The sequence below is a fragment of the Candidatus Formimonas warabiya genome (assembly GCF_002777255.1).
Taxonomy (GTDB): domain Bacteria; phylum Bacillota; class Dehalobacteriia; order Dehalobacteriales; family Dehalobacteriaceae; genus Formimonas; species Formimonas warabiya.
In genome coordinates, this window is record NZ_CP017634.1 from 1,065,961 (window position 1) to 1,082,444 (window position 16,484).

Genomic DNA, 16,484 nt, shown 5'->3' on the forward strand with positions numbered 1-16,484 from the left:
TATATTCTAAATCGCCGAGTTTCTACTCGGTTTTTTTATTGTCAGGAAAGAAATAAATAACAAATTAATACAAATTAACAGGGACTAGGAGGTGAAAAAACAAGTTGTGTTGTACTATGCAATTGATATTTTATTAGGCATCGCAATTGGATTTTGTGTAGGATATTTTCTCAGAAAAAGTTTAGCGGAAGCTAAAATAAGTACGGCGGAAGAAGCCGCCAAAAAAATAGTTGAAGAAGCGAATAAAGAAGCGGAAGCAAAAAAACGGGAAGCCTTGGTAGAAGCAAAAGAAGAAATTCATCGCATGCGTTCGGAAGCAGACAGAGAAAATAAAGATCGCCGCAACGAACTTACCCGTCTGGAGCGCCGCATCCTTCAAAAAGAAGAGACTCTCGACAGAAAAACGGAGGCCATTGAACGCAAGGAAGAATCTCTCAATAAAAAAGATCAGGAGATCGAGAACCGGTTAAACACGATATCCGAGCTGCAAGTACAAAAAGTAGCTGAATTAGAGCGCTTATCCGGTATGACTTCCGAAGAAGCGAAAGAAATACTTCTGTCCAACGTGGAAGAAGAGATTAAACATGAAACAGCCATGTTAATCAAAGAAATTGAGACCAAGGCAAAAGAAGAAGGGGAAAAGAAGGCAAAAGAGATCATTACCCAGGCCATCCAAAGGGTTGCTGCAGATCACGTAGCAGAGACCACTGTTTCAGTTGTTGCTCTGCCCAACGATGAAATGAAGGGAAGAATTATCGGCCGCGAAGGGCGAAACATTCGCACCCTGGAAACCCTAACCGGAATCGATCTTATTATTGACGATACTCCGGAAGCTGTTATTTTATCAGGTTTTGACCCGGTACGCAGGGAAGTTGCCCGGGTAGCCCTGGAAAAATTAATTTTGGATGGTCGAATTCACCCTGCTCGTATCGAAGAAATGGTGGAAAAATCTCAAAAAGAAGTTGACCAAAGAATTCGTGAAGAAGGGGAACAGGCCACTTTTGAAACAGGGGTGCACGGCTTACATCCCGAACTTGTAAAATTATTAGGAAGATTAAAATTTCGCACCAGCTATGGTCAGAATGTCCTGAAGCACTCCATTGAGGTTGCCCACTTAGCAGGAGTCATGGCAGCGGAACTGGGGGCAGACGTTCAACTGGCAAAACGGGCCGGACTTCTGCACGATTTAGGTAAAGCTGTTGACCATGAGGTAGAAGGTCCTCATGTCACGATTGGGGCAGATTTGGCCAAAAAATACCGGGAGACACCGGACATTATTCATGCTATTGCAGCCCACCACGGAGATATCGAAACCAAAACCATTGAGGCTGCTCTCGTACAAGCTGCCGATGCCGTTTCTGCGGCACGACCCGGGGCACGAAGGGAAACCCTGGAATCCTATATTAAGCGTTTGGAAAAGCTGGAAGAGATTGCGGATTCCTTTGAAGGAGTGGAAAAAGCTTTTGCGATCCAGGCCGGACGGGAAATCAGAATTATGGTAAAACCGGAAAAAGTTGATGACGTATATTCGGTAAGATTGGCAAGAGATATCGTCAAGAAAATTGAATCCGAGCTTGAATATCCAGGTCAGATTAAGGTTGTAGTGATCAGAGAGACACGAGCTGTTGACTATGCGAAATAACCGTTTTTAGGAATGGTTCAACTGAATCACGGAGAGGGAGACTCTGTTTAGTGTTCTCCCTTTTCTATTTGGAAAAAAACATCTTCTCCTGGTATAATATAACTTGTCATAGGCAGGGGAGAAAAGCAGGAATTTTTGTGGCAAGTGACGAATGTCAATACGACTTTTGCGTAACTAAAGGTGGTGCTACTTTTGTCAATTAAATATAAAAATGGAGATGACGTATCTGATAGTATCGGCTTGCTCATCTCTATTTTGGTGCGTTATCCGGAAGTCGGAACGATCAATTTTGATCCCCAATCCCATGAACTACGCTTAACTTTTATCATGGCAGGGATCCTTGACCACAATGATTTCACCGGATTTAACCAAATAATCACGGACTCCATTAACATCTATCATCAGTTGGAAAGAATTAAACCTCAGGTTTTTTCCACTGAATGGCACCAGAATGATCAATATACCATTCTTGATGTAAAAAGAGATGTGGATACTTTATCCAGACATGAAATCTCCTTTATCGTGGAATTATTTCAAACCCATTTTGAAAATTCTCTCATCATTGATAACAATGATGATGTCTGGGAGGAAGATCTTCAAATACAAGAGGAGCTCATTGGCCATATGTTAGAAAACCTGAAAAATGGTATGCCGGACAAAAAATTAATTGCTTATCGGGAGGAAGGCAAGGTACTGGTTTTTAATAAATAGTCCTTTTTTGCTAGGAGGATTTCATTTTTGAGAATACTATTTATTGGTGATATTGTCGGTAAACCGGGTCGCGATATTTTACGACAGCAATTACGCAATATTCAGGATAAATTTTCTATTGATTTTACCATCGCGAACGGGGAGAATGCCGCCGGAGGAGCCGGAATCAACAAAAGAATCTTTGATGAGATTAGTAATTACGGCGTGGATGTGATCACGATGGGAAACCACGTCTGGGATAAGAAAGAAATCTTTGATTTTATTGAAAATGAACCACGCATCCTTCGTCCGGCAAATTATCCGAAAGGGACACCCGGGAAAGGGTGGAATATTTTCTCCTTTCCTAACCAATTAAAAATTGCGGTGATTAACCTGTCGGGGCGGGTTTTTTTGCCCGCCCTGGATTGCCCTTTTCAAAATATTGATCTGATTCTTTCTCAAATCAAAGGTCAGACCACGCACATCATTGTAGATTTTCACGCAGAAGCCACATCCGAAAAGCAAGCCATGGGCTGGTATTTGGATGGACGTGTGAGTGCTGTTTTAGGAACTCATACTCATGTGCAAACTGCTGATGCCAGAATATTAAACAGAGGCACCGCCTATATTACTGATGTGGGCATGACTGGACCAAGGGACTCCGTGCTCGGAGTTGATAAAGAGCTGGTGATTAAGAAATTTACCACCAGCTTACCGGTGCGATTTGAAGTAGCCGGCGGGGATATTCAATTAAACGCTGTAATTATCGAAATTAATCATAAAGGCCAGGCTGGTTCCATCTATCCTTTTCAATCGGTGCAAGAGGCGCTATAAAAAAAGAGGCAGGTAAATAATTTATTTCCCGGTATACGGAAAAAAATTGTGTGAATTTTTTTAAAAAAATCCTTTTTCCAAAGGATTTTTTCTTACTTGCGCGAATATATTTATTTCAAGACAATGTAATAATATTCGACCAAGTTAAGGGGGTTTAATTCATGGAAGTGTTAAAAGTATCAGCTAAGTCTAGCCCAAACTCCGTTGCTGGAGCACTGGCTGGAGTCCTTAGAGAACGTGGCGGGGCCGAGATTCAAGCCATTGGAGCTGGTGCCTTGAACCAAGCAGTCAAAGCCGTAGCCATTGCCCGTGGTTTTGTAGCTCCCAGTGGTGTAGATCTAATTTGTATTCCAGCCTTTACGGATATTATTATTGACGGAGAACAACGAACAGCCATTAAATTAATCGTGGAGCCTAGATAAATAAATGCAGAGGCCTGCTGATCCAGCAGGCCTATTTATTCACAATGATGTTTATCCGCAAAACCGGGGAGAAGGAGGTAAAAATGATTATCGCCGATGCCCATTGTGATACGTTGTTAAAGATAACGGATCAAAACAGCCTGTATGATCTGGGAGATCATGCCCATGTCGATCTGAAACGATTAAAAAACAATGTTCATCTACAGGTTTTTGCCGCTTTTATTCAGTCCCGTTATAAACCTTTTCAATCTTTGCAAAGCGGCTTAAAATTGATTGAAATCTTTCATAGAGAAATGGAAAAGAATCATCCGTATGTAAAAGTTGTCACCACACGGGAAGATTTAAAGAACCTGGAAAACGATGAAAGAATCCATACCCTGCTTTCGATTGAAGGCGGGGAAATACTCTGTGGTGATATTTTTCTTCTTAAGGTTTTGTTTCGTTTAGGGGTGAGAAGCATTTGTCTTACCTGGAATCAAAGAAATGAGATCGCTGACGGGTGCTGGGAATCAAATTCCGGAAGTGGACTAACATCCTTCGGTATTACAGTGATCAATCAAATGAACCTCTTGGGCATGCTAATCGACGTATCACACATTTCAGAACGGGGATTTTGGTCCGTTCTGGAACATACCCAACAGCCCATTCTAGTTTCTCATGCCAATTGTAAAAGGCTCTGCCCCCATATACGTAATTTAGATGACGGGCAGATTAAAGCCCTGAGAGCAAACGGTGGTGTCATGGGAATTACCTTTACCCCGGATTTCTTGGGGTCTGGAATGATTACCGTTGATGATGTGCTCAAACACATTGATTATGCCGTTAGTCTTGTGGGACCGGATTATGTCGGTTTGGGATCGGATTTTGATGGGACAGATCATCTTCCCCAGGGATTAGAGGACGTCACAAAGATTTTTTTAATTGCAGAAGGTTTATTAAAAAGAGGATACCGTAGCACGGATATCGAAAAAATAATGGGGGACAATTTTGTACGTTTATGCAAAAAAGTGCTTCCGGAAAAATGATTCTGATATGACAAAGGAGAAATTATGCCCGGATTTGACATGCACGTCCATTCTACGGCGTCTGATGGAACCTTAGATGTAGACGAGATCATTAATTTAGCGATCTACACCGGACTTGAGGGTATTGCTCTGACTGATCACGATACCATTGGCGGGTTAGAGAGAGCAGAAGCCTTAGGGCATAAATTAGGATATCCGGTGATACCGGGAATAGAACTAAGTACAGAGCATCAAGATCAAGAAATCCATATTCTAGGTTATTTGTTTGATTACCGTCTCCCCAGGGTTTTAGAAAAACTGCAGGAATTGCAGGATGCAAGAGTAAGCCGGATTATAAAGATGGTTGATAAACTCTCCCAATTGGGTTATCATGTTGATAAAGAAGAAGTTTTTGAGCTAGCAGGATCTGGTTCTGTGGGGAGACCCCACATTGCTTATGTCTTGCTGAAAAAGGGGTATATTTCTTCCATTCAGGAGGCTTTTCAGCGCTTAATCGGCCGGGGATGCAGCGCTTATATACCTAGATTCAAGCTATCACCGGTTGAAGCCATCGCCTTTATTCGAGAAGCGGGAGGAATTCCCGTCATGGCTCATCCAGGTTTATCTTCATCGGATCAATTAATTCCCCTCCTTCTTGAACACGGGCTCATGGGGATTGAGGTCTTTCATCCCGACCATAAACCGGAGGATGAGGTAAGATACCTGGACATGGCAGCCAAATATCACTTAATTGTCACCGGTGGGTCGGATTTTCACGGATATAAGGAAGGAAACCGCTGCTCATTGGGATGTAAGACTGTTTCACCAGAGATTTTGTCACAATTGAAATTCCGCAAACAAATGGAGAAGAACAATGAAAATTTCTAAAAGGTTATCCCGATTAGACGCGGGAATTTTTTCTGAATTGGATCAATACAAAAATGAGTATGCGGCCCAAGGCGGAGATATTATTAATTTAAGCATCGGCAGTCCCGACCAGCCTCCTGCCCCCCATATCATGGAGGCATTAAAGGAGGCTGTCTGTGATCCCCGGAAGTACGGTTATGCATTAACGGCAGGATTGATTGGTTTTAAGCAAGCCATCGCGGATTGGTACCTTCAAAGGTTCGATGTAGTTTTAGACCCGGAAAAGGAAATATTAAGTTTAATGGGATCTCAAGACGGATTAGGGCATATCTTTTTGGCTCTTTTAGACGGGGGAGACATTGCTCTGATCCCGGATCCGGGATATCCTATTTATTCGGCAGGAGTCATTCTTGCGGAAGGCAATATTTTTGCCCTTCCCTTGTTAAAAGAAAACAATTACTTGCCTGACTTGGACAAAATTCCTGAGGAAATTGCCCGTAAAGCCCGGATCATGGTACTAAACTACCCCAACAACCCGCTTACCGCGGTGTGCGATAAAGGCTTCTTTGAGAAAGTAGTCTATTTTGCCAAAAAGTATGAGATCATTGTCTGTCATGATGTAGCCTACTCGGAATTATCCTTTGATGGATTTAAACCGGCCAGTTTTCTTGAGGTAAAAGGCGCAAAGGATGTGGGCGTTGAGTTTCATTCCCTGTCAAAAACATTTAATTTGGCTGGCTGCCGAATTGCTTTTATGGTGGGAAAGAAAGAGATCATTGGGGCTCTCGAACAGCTTAAATCCAATATAGATTATGGTATTTTTCAGGCCGTACAACTGGCAGGAATCGCGGCCCTTTCAGGCCCCCAAGATTATGTAAAGCAAACAGCACGTACCTACCAGCATCGAAGGGATACGCTTATCGACGGGCTAGCCTCATGCGGCTGGGCCATCGAAAAACCAAAAGCCACCATGTTTGTATGGGCTCCTCTTCCGTCCGGTTTTTCCAGTTCAAAGCAATTTGCCCAAGAACTGCTCCAAAAAACAGGAATTGTGGTTACACCCGGTATTGCTTTCGGTCAGAACGGCGAGGGATATGTCCGGATTGCCCTGGTGGCAGACCGTGAACGTTTAACAGAAGCCGTGCGAAGAATTGAAAAGACAGGTATTTGCGGACAAGCTATTTAAGACTAAAGTAAATCCTCTCCGAATATAATAAATTCAAACACAACTATTTGGGGGGGAACGTATGACAACCGACTATCAGGTCATGAAAAACCGCATTGAGGAATTGGAAGAACGGATCGAGCACCTGCGGGTAAGTCGGAGGGTGTTAATGAATTTAGTAGAAAAATTAGAAAAAGATAAAAACGCCATTCTCTCAAAATTGGAGAAAGAGAATCGCAAATTACAGCGCAATAATGCCATGTACGCCCAAAGCCTGTTATCAAAGAACAGAAGGATCATGGAATTAGAAGCGGAAATGCAAAACAAGCTTTCGTGAATGGAGACCCTTCATCATATAAAGAGTGATATGCCGGGATGTATATCCTCAGCTGGAAGGCTGAGGGTTTTTAATTGTGCTTGTGGAGAGGAATCAATGATGGTAAAAGATATTTTAATTGTTGTTACTTTTTTAACAAGAATCCCCATCAAAATCAATTTTGTTTTCGGCGAGGAAGAATTAGGCCGGACTTCCCGTTATTTCCCTTTGGTCGGGTTTTTAATCGGCATGCTTGTCGCCCTTATCCTTTATTTGTTTAGCGGCATTCATGTCCAATTGGCATCGGCGCTGGCCATTCTAACCGGTATTCTCTTGACCGGAGGACTCCATCTGGATGGACTGATGGACACCACAGACGGTATTTTTTCTGCCCGTTCTCGGGAACGAATGCTGGAAATCATGAAAGACAGCCGGGTAGGAGCCCACGGAGTTACTGGAGCTGTAATTATCTTGCTGCTTAAATTCGTTTTATACCAGATGGTCGTAGATGCCCACGGTATTTTTTGGATTGTGCCCATGGCCTTTGTCTTTTCCCGCTGGATCATGGTCTATACCATCTTATACTTTCCCGGAGCACGTAGTGAAGGGTTAGGACAGATTTATAAAAAGTTTCAGCGCCGGTCCGACTTTCCCATTGCCACCGGATTAACTTTGCTGCCCTTGGTGATCTTTCAAGACTGGTTTACGCTCGTGCCGATAGTTGTGTCCTTGGGGATGGTCTGGTTATGCTGCCGGTCGATCCAAAAGGCTTTAGGAGGATTAACCGGTGATGTATATGGCGCGATGGCAGAACTCTCAGAAGTATTATTTATCTTATCTTATCTCGTCCTTCAGGCAGTAACCTAGGTTCAGCCAATAAATGGTAACATGTTTTTTCCTTTTTGGGTTACACTATTCCCAAAAAGAGGGAGTGATTCTCGTGGAAGAAGATTTTCGTTCTCGAACCCCCTGGAATTGGCAGCCTTATTTAAGTGAAATGTGCGAAGAGGTAGGCGTAAATTATGACCGATTTATGGAAGGGTTAGCCAATAATAAGTCGGATATGGAAATCGCCGGGGAATTAGATGTTAATCCTCGCGCCATTGGCCATTTACGGGAACATTTTGAAAACTACGGGATTGGTTCTGTTCTGGGACAGGATTAAGAATTATTTACCGTAAAAGCTGCTGGTTGAGGAAATACTCAATCGTAACCAGCGGTTTTTTTTATATTTTTCAAGTACTTTCCTTTTCACCAAGATGCTGTTTTTCCAAGGGGTGATTCATTTGTTTAAAATGCTTTTTCCACTTTTGCTAATTGTTCCGCTGCTGGAATTGTATGTAATGATTGTTTTAGGGAAGAGTATTGGACTAATTAATACCTTGTTGATTATCGGTTCTACCAGTTTTTTCGGCATATTACTCGTGAAACGGGAAGGGTGGCAGGTAATTTCTAAAATTAAATCTAATTTAAACCAAGGTCAAGTCCCCGGGAACGAGGTATTGGAAGGGTTTCTCGTCGTGGTAGGTGCTCTGCTTTTTCTAACTCCAGGTTTGATTACAGACCTTCTCGGGGTTTTTTTCTTGTTTCCGGGAAGTCGTGTCGTCATCCGCAATTGGATTAAAATCCGATTATGGAAATGGATCGCACAGGGAAAAATAAAAATTTATTAATCCGGAAAAGCATAGAATGATTGAAAAAGTTGTGCTATAATAGGAAAAAAATTTTTAGAGACGGGTCTAACAAGAGAGGTGCAAAAATGGAGGATAAGTTTATTAAGGAAGGTCTAACCTTTGATGATGTATTGCTCATTCCCAATGAATCATCGGTTCTTCCAAAGGATGTGGACATTACTACCAACCTAACCCAAAGCATTAAACTAAATATTCCTTTGATGAGTGCCGGAATGGATACGGTTACCGATTCGCGTATGGCCAGAGCGATAGCCAGGGAAGGGGGCATCGGCGTCATTCATAAAAACATGTCCATTGAAAGGCAGGCCATGGAAGTAGATCGCGTAAAACGGTCCGAACACGGTATTATTACGGATCCTATTTTTTTATCTCCGGACCATACCATTCAGGATGCCTTAGCGATTATGGAAAGATACCATATTTCAGGTGTTCCTATTACGGTGGCAGGAAAACTGGTGGGAATTCTGACAAACAGAGATTTGCGCTTTGAAACAGATTTTACGAAAAAAATTTCTTTGGCAATGACGAAAGACGGGCTCATTACTGCTCCCTTGGGCACCACTTTAGAAGAAGCCAAAGAAATTCTTCGCCACCACAAGGTGGAAAAGCTTCCCATCGTTGACAAAGAAGGTTATCTCAAAGGCCTGATTACGATCAAAGATATTGAGAAAACCCGTCAATATCCCAATTCTGCCAAAGACGAGAGGGGACGATTACGGGTAGCAGCCGCAGTGGGAGTAACATCAGATACCATGGAACGGGCTGCGGCATTGTTTCAAGCAGGAGCAGATGCCATCGTCGTTGATACTGCGCATGGCCATTCTCTGGGCGTAATTAAGGCGGTAGCTGCTTTAAAAAAAGCTTATCCGGAAAAAAGCATTATTGCAGGAAACGTGGCTACCGGGGAAGCCACCCGGGCTTTAATTGATGCAGGTGCTGAGGCCGTAAAAGTTGGCGTTGGCCCGGGATCAATTTGTACGACCCGGGTTATTGCGGGGATCGGCGTTCCTCAGGTTACAGCTATCTACGATTGTGCCAAAGTTGCTTCCAAATACAATATTCCCATCATCGCCGATGGGGGAATTAAATACTCCGGTGATGTGGTAAAGGCAATTGGGGCGGGAGCAGATGTGGTAATGATTGGCAGCTTGTTTGCCGGTACGGAAGAAAGCCCGGGCGATATAGAAATTTACCAGGGACGAAGTTTTAAAGTCTATCGGGGCATGGGGTCTATTGCCGCCATGAAAGAAGGGAGCAAAGACCGTTATTTTCAAGAAGACCTTGCAAAACTTGTTCCGGAAGGAATCGAAGGGCGGGTTCCCTACAAGGGTCCCTTGTCTGAGACTGTCTATCAGTTGACCGGAGGGCTCCGCTCAGGCATGGGGTACTGCGGAACGCCAAATATTAATTATTTAAAAACCCACGCCAAATTTGTCCGCATCACCTCCGCTGGTTTGGTAGAAAGCCACCCCCATGATGTGCAAATAACCAAGGAAGCTCCCAACTATCGGCTTTAATGATGATAAAATAACAATTAGGTATCGATTTCCATTCATTGGCAGAGAAAAAATGCAGGAAAATGGGAACCGGATACCTAATTTTTATGATCAATAAACATGCATCATAAGGGAGCACCCCATGACAAAAAACAAACCCGGCATCTATTTCATCGTCGTCATATTGCTATGCCTAATAGGAGTTTTTTGGGGGAAAAATAGTTTTCCCGGGAATTCTTGGGAACAAGAAAAAGAAGAAAATTTAGATAAAAAAAACACTGCCAAAATTGAGGTTTTAGGATATTATGCCTTTGATTCCTTGCAGGCTTTGCAAACAAATGCCGATACCATTAGGGAAATGGCCGCCGCCTGGTACACCATCGATGCGCAAGGACGCATCAATGGGCAAACCAATGCTCAAGTACTGGCCCAAGCAAAAAAGGATCATATCTCCACTTTTGCTTTGATTCAGAATTTGACCCAAGGAAACTTTTCCTCAGCGGTGGCCCATCAGTTTCTGTCAAAAGCCAACAGGAAAGAGGCCATTAAAGAAATTGCCCACTTAGCCAAAAAGAATGGATTTGATGGTATCAATTTGGATATTGAACTGGTTGAGCCTGAGGATAGAAATAATTTTTCCCTTTTTGTGAAAGAACTGGCCAAAGAGTTACATGGCAATAGCCTTTCCCTGGCCCTGTCCTTACCGGCAAAGACTGGTGATCCTAAAAAAGGATGGCATTATGCCTACGATTATCAAGCCTTGGCCCAATGGGCCGACAAAATTGTCATTATGGCTTATGACCAGCACTGGTTTGGCGGAGACCCTGGTCCGGTGGCATCCGCCGGGTGGGTGAAGCAGGTAACGGAATATGCCGTACGAAAGATACCTGAAGAAAAAATTTTTATTGGTTTGGGCTATTATGGCTATGATTGGGGCACAAAGGGTTCTTATGTTTCAGGAAGGGAAATCTTTTCCTTAATTGCTACATACAAGGTCTTTCCTTTTTGGGATGAGGAAAGTAACTGTCCCACTTTTAAATACTACGATTCCCAGTCCAAACTTCATGAAGTTTGGTTTGAGAACCCCCAAAGTATCCAAGAGAAATTAGAGGTCATTGATCAATATCCCGTGGCAGGCATTGCTCTTTGGGAAATCAGTTTTTTAGATCGGAGTGCCTGGGAGGTAATTAAAGAATATTCACAAAAAATATAAAAAATTTGTAAAAAAAGAAGGAAAAGTCTCATGGATAGCGAACAGTTTCATTTGTGGTATTTGGCTTTTTCGTCTATTTATTGAAGATATTTTTCCGTAAATAGTAACAATAAAAACACGAAAAAAAGAATGGCGTAGTTCAATTTATTAATCTTTTGAGGAGGGTTACTTTGAAGACATTATTGGAGAAGACACGGGATATCAACAGACTGATTCAAATGGCAGCAGGATATCCGATCAGTTTTGCCGAAATGGCTGAAGTATTATGTCGGAATATCCATTCCAATACCTATATCATTGGAAGAAAAGGAAATGTCCTGGGTTATGCTTTTTTGGATAACTTTGATTGTCCTACCATGCAAGAGGTAGTGAAACAGGATGCCCAGTTTCCCAGTGAATATAATGAGGACCTGTTAAGAACCGGAGAAACCAAAGCCAATATCGACAGAAATGGGTTATGCGCTTTCCTGCCCGAGAGAAAATGTCTGGTGGAAAACAAATTTACCACCGTCATACCAATTGTCGGCGGTGGGGAACGGGTAGGCACCTTAATGTTATCAAAACCGGGAGAGTTCGACAGCAGTGATTTAATTCTGGCAGAATACGGGGCAACCGTAATCGGCATGGAAATTCTCCGTTCAAAAGCGGAAAAAATAGAGGAAGTGGCCCGGCAAAAAGCGGCAGTCAGCATTGCTTTTGATACCCTATCTTATTCTGAACTAGAAGCTGTTGATCATATTTTTAACGAACTTGGCGACAATCAAGGCCTCTTGGTGGCAAGTAAAATAGCGGATAAGGTGGGAATTACCCGCTCTGTAATTGTGAATGCCTTAAGAAAACTAGAGAGCGCCGGTGTCGTTGAGGTTCGCTCTTTAGGCATGAAGGGGACATATATTCGCGTGCTTAATGATTATCTGCTGGAAGAGCTGGAAAGAATTCAAGCCACCCACGGAAGAATCTAACAGCCTGTACAGGCTGTTTTTTTTTGTTTTCCTGGTTTTTATTAACCATTGAAGGTATGAGAAAAATGCGTTAAATTATAATAAAGACAGCGTTTTTGAAAGAAGGTGCTTTTTCCCATGAAATTCGCTTATTGGAAAATTGGTTTAATCATATTTGTCACAGGAATCATGGCCGTTTCCGGTTATTTAATGTGGGGTAAGCAGCCTACCGATACGAAGCCTGTAGAAGAAGATTGGATCCAGGTAAAAGGAAGAATAAATATTCTTTTACTCGGTACGGATGAAAAATTAGGCACCAATTCCCGCACAGATACCATTATTCTAGCCAGCCTTGACACAAAAGAGAAAAAAATTAGTTTATTATCCATTCCTCGTGATACCAGAGTAAATATTCCAGGTTTTGGAGAGAATAAGGTCAACGCCGCCAATCAATTAGGCGGGATAGAGCTGGCGAAAGAGACTATTTCCAATTTAATTAAGGTACCGATCGACTATTATGTGGTAACCAATTTTGACGGATTTAGCGCAATCGTGGATACCTTAGGTGGTGTAGAAATTGATGTGGAACAGAATATGAAGTACCATGTTTATGATGGAGATATTGATCTTAAAAAAGGGCTCCAGCGCCTTGACGGAGAAAAAGCCTTGCAATATGTAAGATTTAGACATGATAAATTGGGTGATATATCCCGGACCCAGCGTCAGCAAAAATTTTTAGCCGCCTTGGCCAAAGAAATGATGCAGGCAAAAAATATTATAAAACTGCCGGTACTGATACCAGAACTGAACAAAGCTGTGGAAACCGACCTAAAAATAACCGACATGATCGGGTTGGCCAAAGATTATCATAATTATGATGTCAGCTCTATTACGGTCCAAACACTTCCGGGGAATTTTGTAAATATAAACGGAGGAAGCTACTGGTTTGTGGATGCGGAAAAAGCCCATCAGGTTGTCTTAGAAGTTTTTGCCGGCAACTCTGCCGACATTATCGATGATGATGTTAAAGCCACTGCGGACTCTTCCAAGCCTAAAAAATCAACACCGTCCGCACCAAAGGAGAACAATGCTAAGACTGAAAAAATTCCTCCTGAGCAAGATGCGCCACAAAAGGATAATTTAGACAATAACACGGAAAACAATGATAACGTCCCTCCGGAAGAACAAAATAACGGATCAATAACGCCTGTAGATCCTGTTGATCCTACTGACCCTACTAACTCTACTGATCCTGAGGGAAGTGATGCACCATCTCCTGAAGAAAATCAAAATGAAGATCCGGTTGTCATCCCTGAACAAAATTCCCCCGGTGACATCCTTGCTCCGGAAAATCCCGAGAATAATCAAGATGTCCCAAATGAAGACAGCTTAGAAGAAACCAGTCCTGAGAATACAGTCGACTCCATCTAACCGGATAAACTTCACAAATTCTTATTTAGTTAGGAGGAAAAAGAAAAAACACTGGCGAAGTATAAAAGTAATTTAAATTAAAACGTGGAGGTATGCCCATGCTCTTCAGACAATGCGCTGGTGGAATAGTCTTTTTTAACGACAAAGTTTTACTTCTTCAAAATGAAAAAAATGAATGGGTATTTCCTAAAGGCGTAATAAAAAACGGTTTTCGGGCAAATGATATTGCCATAAACCGGGTAAAAGAGGAAACCGGAGTAGAGGCAAAAATTCTTGGACCAGTGGGCGAAACAAGTTACGAGTTTTATTCATTAACTCGACAGGAACCGGTGTGTAATCAAATTAATTGGTTCCTGATGGAGTCTTCAACGGGGACCTATCGAGTGAATAAAGAACTAGGCTTTAAAAATGGCGGTTTTTTCAATATTATTGATGCTCTGGGCAAGGTTACCTATAGCCAAGATAAGTCTTTGTTAAATATTGCTTATCGGAAATTAAAAGAATTAAGCGAATAAGAAAGTCGCCACTGGAACTTCAGGAATCAGGTTACTTGTTTCAGAAAATAAGAAGAGCCTGTTCAGAAACCCTCGGATACTAGACACAGCGAGCATTTCAGCGCGGGCGTATTTTGACGTGCGTCCGGAAAGAACATGCAGTTGAAAAGAAAGATGAGGGTTGATCAATAGGTTCATTTTTTTTGCTCGAGCAGGGGCATACTAATCCTGCAAAGGAGGTGTATTTTCGTGGCCCAGAAACAAAGAGTAGAAAAAGGCTTTGCCCTAAACCAGGAGCAAAAAACCACTGTTCATGAATTTAAAAAAGAATTAGCCCAAAATCCGGAAGGCGTGTCCGCGGAAAAAGAAAAATTTATTCATGGCATGAAAACCGACTGTCACAAAGTACTACCCCCCAACAAGAGTGAATAAATAGAAAGAAGGCCCACTGATCCCAGTGGGTCTTTTTCCATTCTTTTTGTTACAAATCCAGACAATGTGATATAATATTAAAAGATTTGCTCAGGGGGAAGTGCCGTCATGAAGCATAAATACCAAGTGGTGACATTTGGCTGTCAAATGAACGAACATGATTCGGAAGTATTGGCAGGGACGATGGAAACCTTGGGATATGAACATTCCGAGGACTTAGAAAAATGCGATGCCATCATTATTAATACCTGTTGTGTGCGGGAAAGTGCGGAAAACCGCATCTTAGGCTACGTTGGTAACCTGAAAAGGCTAAAAAGGATCAAGCCCGGTTTAGTCATTGCCATAGGCGGGTGTATGGTCCAGCAACCCGGAATGGCGGAAAAAATCAGAAAAAGGGCGTCCCACGTGGACATTATTTTCGGCACGCATCATATGCATAGACTTCCTCAACTGATTACCGAGGCCATCAACGGGGGAGAAGTCCAGATAAACATAGAAGAAAACGAGGGAGAAATTCCGGAAAACCTGCCTATCAAAAGGCAGGGGAGCATGAAGGCTCAAGTAACCATTATGTATGGATGCAACAATTTCTGTACCTATTGTATTGTTCCCTACGTGCGGGGGAGAGAAAGAAGCCGGGCACCGGAAGCGATCCAAAAAGAAATTGCGGCTTTGGGCCGGGAAGGCTTTAAGGAAATCATGCTTTTGGGCCAAAACGTGAATTCTTACGGGTTGGATTTTGAGGTGCCTTTTGATTTTGCCGATTTATTGAAATCAATTGACGGTAAAGGGGGGATCGAACGAATACGCTATATGACATCCCATCCGAGAGATTTTACCTCTAAACTAATTGATACCATTGCCGGTTCTAAAACAGTATGCGAGCATTTTCATCTTCCCATTCAGGCGGGAAGTAACAAAATTCTCAAGTTAATGAATCGGGGCTATTCCCGCGAAACTTATTTGTCTTTGATCGAGGAAATCAGAAAAAAATTCTCCCTATGCAGTATCACTACGGATATTATTGTGGGATTTCCCGGCGAGACGGACCAGGACTTTACCGATACCCTAAAATTAATGAAAGAAGCCCAGTTTGATGCTGCATATACCTTTCTTTATTCGTCCCGGTCCGGAACCCCGGCCGCTAAAATGCCGGAGCAAATTCCCTTAAATGTTAAAAAGGAAAGGTTACAAATGTTGATGGAAATTCAAAATGAGATCAGTCTATCTATCAATCAAAAATTGATCGGTCAAACAGTAGAAATCCTCGTAGAAGGGGAAAGTAAAACAAGTGATCAAATCATGAGCGGCCGAACCCGCACAAATAAAATCGTGAATTTTCCCGGTGATAAGAATACGGTAGGAAAATTAATTCACGTTGATATAAAAAACGCTAAAACCTGGCATCTGGAAGGGAAAATGATTAATTCCCCCCAATAGCCCAAAAATAAAGGAGGACGAACCATGGATATCCTGAATAAAGCCCAAGAATTAGCCGATGCTTTAGAAAAAAGCGATGAGCTACGCAACCTGCGTGAAGCGGAAAAAACAATGCAGTCCGACAAGCAAGCAATGAAATTAATGAATGACTTCCGGGTAAAACAATTAGAAGTATATAATATGCAGGTAGCCGGCGAAGAACCCTCCGACCAATTAACCGAAGAGTTAGACCAATTACGGGAAAAATTACAGGAGAACCTTTTTATTATGGATTATTTGTCCGCCCAGGAAAAGGTAGGAAAAATTTTGGAACAAATCAATAACATCATATCTCAGGTCCTGCATGGCGACAGTTGTAACGGAAATAGCTGTGCCAGCTGCTCCGGCTGTAACTAAATAGTCC

19 protein-coding genes are annotated in these 16,484 nt (G+C 42.4%); all 19 read left to right on the forward strand.

What is annotated here, in order from left to right; all coding sequences use genetic code 11:
• Positions 1-106 precede the first annotated feature (106 nt).
• The 19 genes from rny (at position 107) to DCMF_RS05120 (ending at position 16,477) form a co-directional block, all read left to right on the forward strand.
• A complete protein-coding gene (gene rny / locus DCMF_RS05030; protein WP_236860193.1) occupies positions 107-1,642 on the forward strand; it encodes a ribonuclease Y in 1,536 nt (511 codons plus the stop codon).
• Between the two features lie 183 nt (positions 1,643-1,825).
• Positions 1,826-2,353, forward strand: coding sequence for a hypothetical protein (locus DCMF_RS05035; protein WP_236860300.1), 528 nt, complete (start codon positions 1,826-1,828; stop codon positions 2,351-2,353).
• Positions 2,354-2,380: 27 nt separating this feature from the next.
• Positions 2,381-3,166, forward strand: a complete 786-nt coding sequence (locus tag DCMF_RS05040) for a TIGR00282 family metallophosphoesterase (RefSeq protein WP_148133412.1) — start codon at positions 2,381-2,383, stop codon at positions 3,164-3,166.
• Positions 3,167-3,327: 161 nt separating this feature from the next.
• Positions 3,328-3,588 carry a stage V sporulation protein SpoVS gene (spoVS, locus tag DCMF_RS05045; RefSeq protein WP_148133413.1) on the forward strand — a complete coding sequence of 87 codons (261 nt, stop codon included), beginning with the start codon at positions 3,328-3,330 and terminating at the stop codon, positions 3,586-3,588.
• 83 nt (positions 3,589-3,671) lie between these two features.
• Entirely contained in the window at positions 3,672-4,613 is a 942-nt protein-coding gene (locus DCMF_RS05050) for a dipeptidase (RefSeq protein WP_148133414.1), read from the forward strand.
• A 24-nt stretch (positions 4,614-4,637) separates the two neighbouring features.
• Positions 4,638-5,480: a PHP domain-containing protein gene (locus DCMF_RS05055; RefSeq protein WP_148133415.1), complete on the forward strand. Its 843-nt coding sequence runs from the start codon at positions 4,638-4,640 to the stop codon at positions 5,478-5,480.
• On the forward strand, positions 5,467-6,645 hold the full coding sequence (locus tag DCMF_RS05060) for an LL-diaminopimelate aminotransferase (RefSeq protein ID WP_148133416.1): 1,179 nt from the start codon (positions 5,467-5,469) through the stop codon (positions 6,643-6,645). Before DCMF_RS05055 ends, DCMF_RS05060 begins: the two co-directional genes overlap by 14 nt.
• Before the next feature lie 61 nt (positions 6,646-6,706).
• Positions 6,707-6,961 carry a translation initiation factor 2 gene (locus DCMF_RS05065; RefSeq protein WP_148133417.1) on the forward strand — a complete coding sequence of 85 codons (255 nt, stop codon included), beginning with the start codon at positions 6,707-6,709 and terminating at the stop codon, positions 6,959-6,961.
• 96 nt (positions 6,962-7,057) lie between these two features.
• Positions 7,058-7,807: an adenosylcobinamide-GDP ribazoletransferase gene (gene cobS / locus DCMF_RS05070; RefSeq protein ID WP_214659102.1), complete on the forward strand. Its 750-nt coding sequence runs from the start codon at positions 7,058-7,060 to the stop codon at positions 7,805-7,807.
• A gap of 73 nt (positions 7,808-7,880) precedes the next feature.
• Positions 7,881-8,105, forward strand: a complete 225-nt coding sequence (locus DCMF_RS05075) for a helix-turn-helix domain-containing protein (RefSeq protein WP_148133419.1) — start codon at positions 7,881-7,883, stop codon at positions 8,103-8,105.
• Positions 8,106-8,235: 130 nt separating this feature from the next.
• Positions 8,236-8,613 (forward strand): FxsA family protein, encoded by a 378-nt coding sequence (locus DCMF_RS05080; RefSeq protein ID WP_236860301.1) that lies wholly within the window; start codon positions 8,236-8,238, stop codon positions 8,611-8,613.
• An 86-nt stretch (positions 8,614-8,699) separates the two neighbouring features.
• Positions 8,700-10,151 (forward strand): IMP dehydrogenase, encoded by a 1,452-nt coding sequence (gene guaB, locus DCMF_RS05085; protein WP_148133421.1) that lies wholly within the window; start codon positions 8,700-8,702, stop codon positions 10,149-10,151.
• 121 nt (positions 10,152-10,272) lie between these two features.
• Positions 10,273-11,343, forward strand: a complete 1,071-nt coding sequence (locus DCMF_RS05090) for a glycosyl hydrolase family 18 protein (protein WP_148133422.1) — start codon at positions 10,273-10,275, stop codon at positions 11,341-11,343.
• 170 nt (positions 11,344-11,513) lie between these two features.
• Complete coding sequence (gene codY / locus DCMF_RS05095) at positions 11,514-12,305, forward strand: GTP-sensing pleiotropic transcriptional regulator CodY (protein WP_148133423.1); 792 nt, start codon at positions 11,514-11,516, stop codon at positions 12,303-12,305.
• Between the two features lie 117 nt (positions 12,306-12,422).
• The gene (locus DCMF_RS05100; RefSeq protein ID WP_148133424.1) at positions 12,423-13,715 is read left to right on the forward strand and encodes an LCP family protein; all 1,293 of its coding nucleotides are present in this window, start codon (positions 12,423-12,425) and stop codon (positions 13,713-13,715) included.
• Between the two features lie 98 nt (positions 13,716-13,813).
• A complete protein-coding gene (locus tag DCMF_RS05105) occupies positions 13,814-14,230 on the forward strand; it encodes an NUDIX hydrolase (protein WP_148133425.1) in 417 nt (138 codons plus the stop codon).
• A gap of 228 nt (positions 14,231-14,458) precedes the next feature.
• Complete coding sequence (locus tag DCMF_RS05110; RefSeq protein ID WP_148133426.1) at positions 14,459-14,641, forward strand: hypothetical protein; 183 nt, start codon at positions 14,459-14,461, stop codon at positions 14,639-14,641.
• A 108-nt stretch (positions 14,642-14,749) separates the two neighbouring features.
• Entirely contained in the window at positions 14,750-16,081 is a 1,332-nt protein-coding gene (gene miaB / locus DCMF_RS05115) for a tRNA (N6-isopentenyl adenosine(37)-C2)-methylthiotransferase MiaB (protein WP_148133427.1), read from the forward strand.
• A gap of 24 nt (positions 16,082-16,105) precedes the next feature.
• Positions 16,106-16,477, forward strand: a complete 372-nt coding sequence (locus DCMF_RS05120; RefSeq protein WP_148133428.1) for a YlbF/YmcA family competence regulator — start codon at positions 16,106-16,108, stop codon at positions 16,475-16,477.
• Positions 16,478-16,484: the final 7 nt, after the last annotated feature.

Coding starts and splice junctions, on each gene's coding strand:
- spoVS (WP_148133413.1), top strand. CDS start 3,328: ATGGAAGTGTTAAAAGTATCAGCTAAGTCTAGCCCAAACTCCGTTGCT.
- DCMF_RS05050 (WP_148133414.1), top strand. CDS start 3,672: ATGATTATCGCCGATGCCCATTGTGATACGTTGTTAAAGATAACGGAT.
- DCMF_RS05055 (WP_148133415.1), top strand. CDS start 4,638: ATGCCCGGATTTGACATGCACGTCCATTCTACGGCGTCTGATGGAACC.
- DCMF_RS05060 (WP_148133416.1), top strand. CDS start 5,467: ATGAAAATTTCTAAAAGGTTATCCCGATTAGACGCGGGAATTTTTTCT.
- DCMF_RS05065 (WP_148133417.1), top strand. CDS start 6,707: ATGACAACCGACTATCAGGTCATGAAAAACCGCATTGAGGAATTGGAA.
- cobS (WP_214659102.1), top strand. CDS start 7,058: ATGATGGTAAAAGATATTTTAATTGTTGTTACTTTTTTAACAAGAATC.
- DCMF_RS05080 (WP_236860301.1), top strand. CDS start 8,236: ATGCTTTTTCCACTTTTGCTAATTGTTCCGCTGCTGGAATTGTATGTA.
- guaB (WP_148133421.1), top strand. CDS start 8,700: ATGGAGGATAAGTTTATTAAGGAAGGTCTAACCTTTGATGATGTATTG.
- DCMF_RS05090 (WP_148133422.1), top strand. CDS start 10,273: ATGACAAAAAACAAACCCGGCATCTATTTCATCGTCGTCATATTGCTA.
- DCMF_RS05100 (WP_148133424.1), top strand. CDS start 12,423: ATGAAATTCGCTTATTGGAAAATTGGTTTAATCATATTTGTCACAGGA.
- DCMF_RS05105 (WP_148133425.1), top strand. CDS start 13,814: ATGCTCTTCAGACAATGCGCTGGTGGAATAGTCTTTTTTAACGACAAA.
- miaB (WP_148133427.1), top strand. CDS start 14,750: ATGAAGCATAAATACCAAGTGGTGACATTTGGCTGTCAAATGAACGAA.
- DCMF_RS05120 (WP_148133428.1), top strand. CDS start 16,106: ATGGATATCCTGAATAAAGCCCAAGAATTAGCCGATGCTTTAGAAAAA.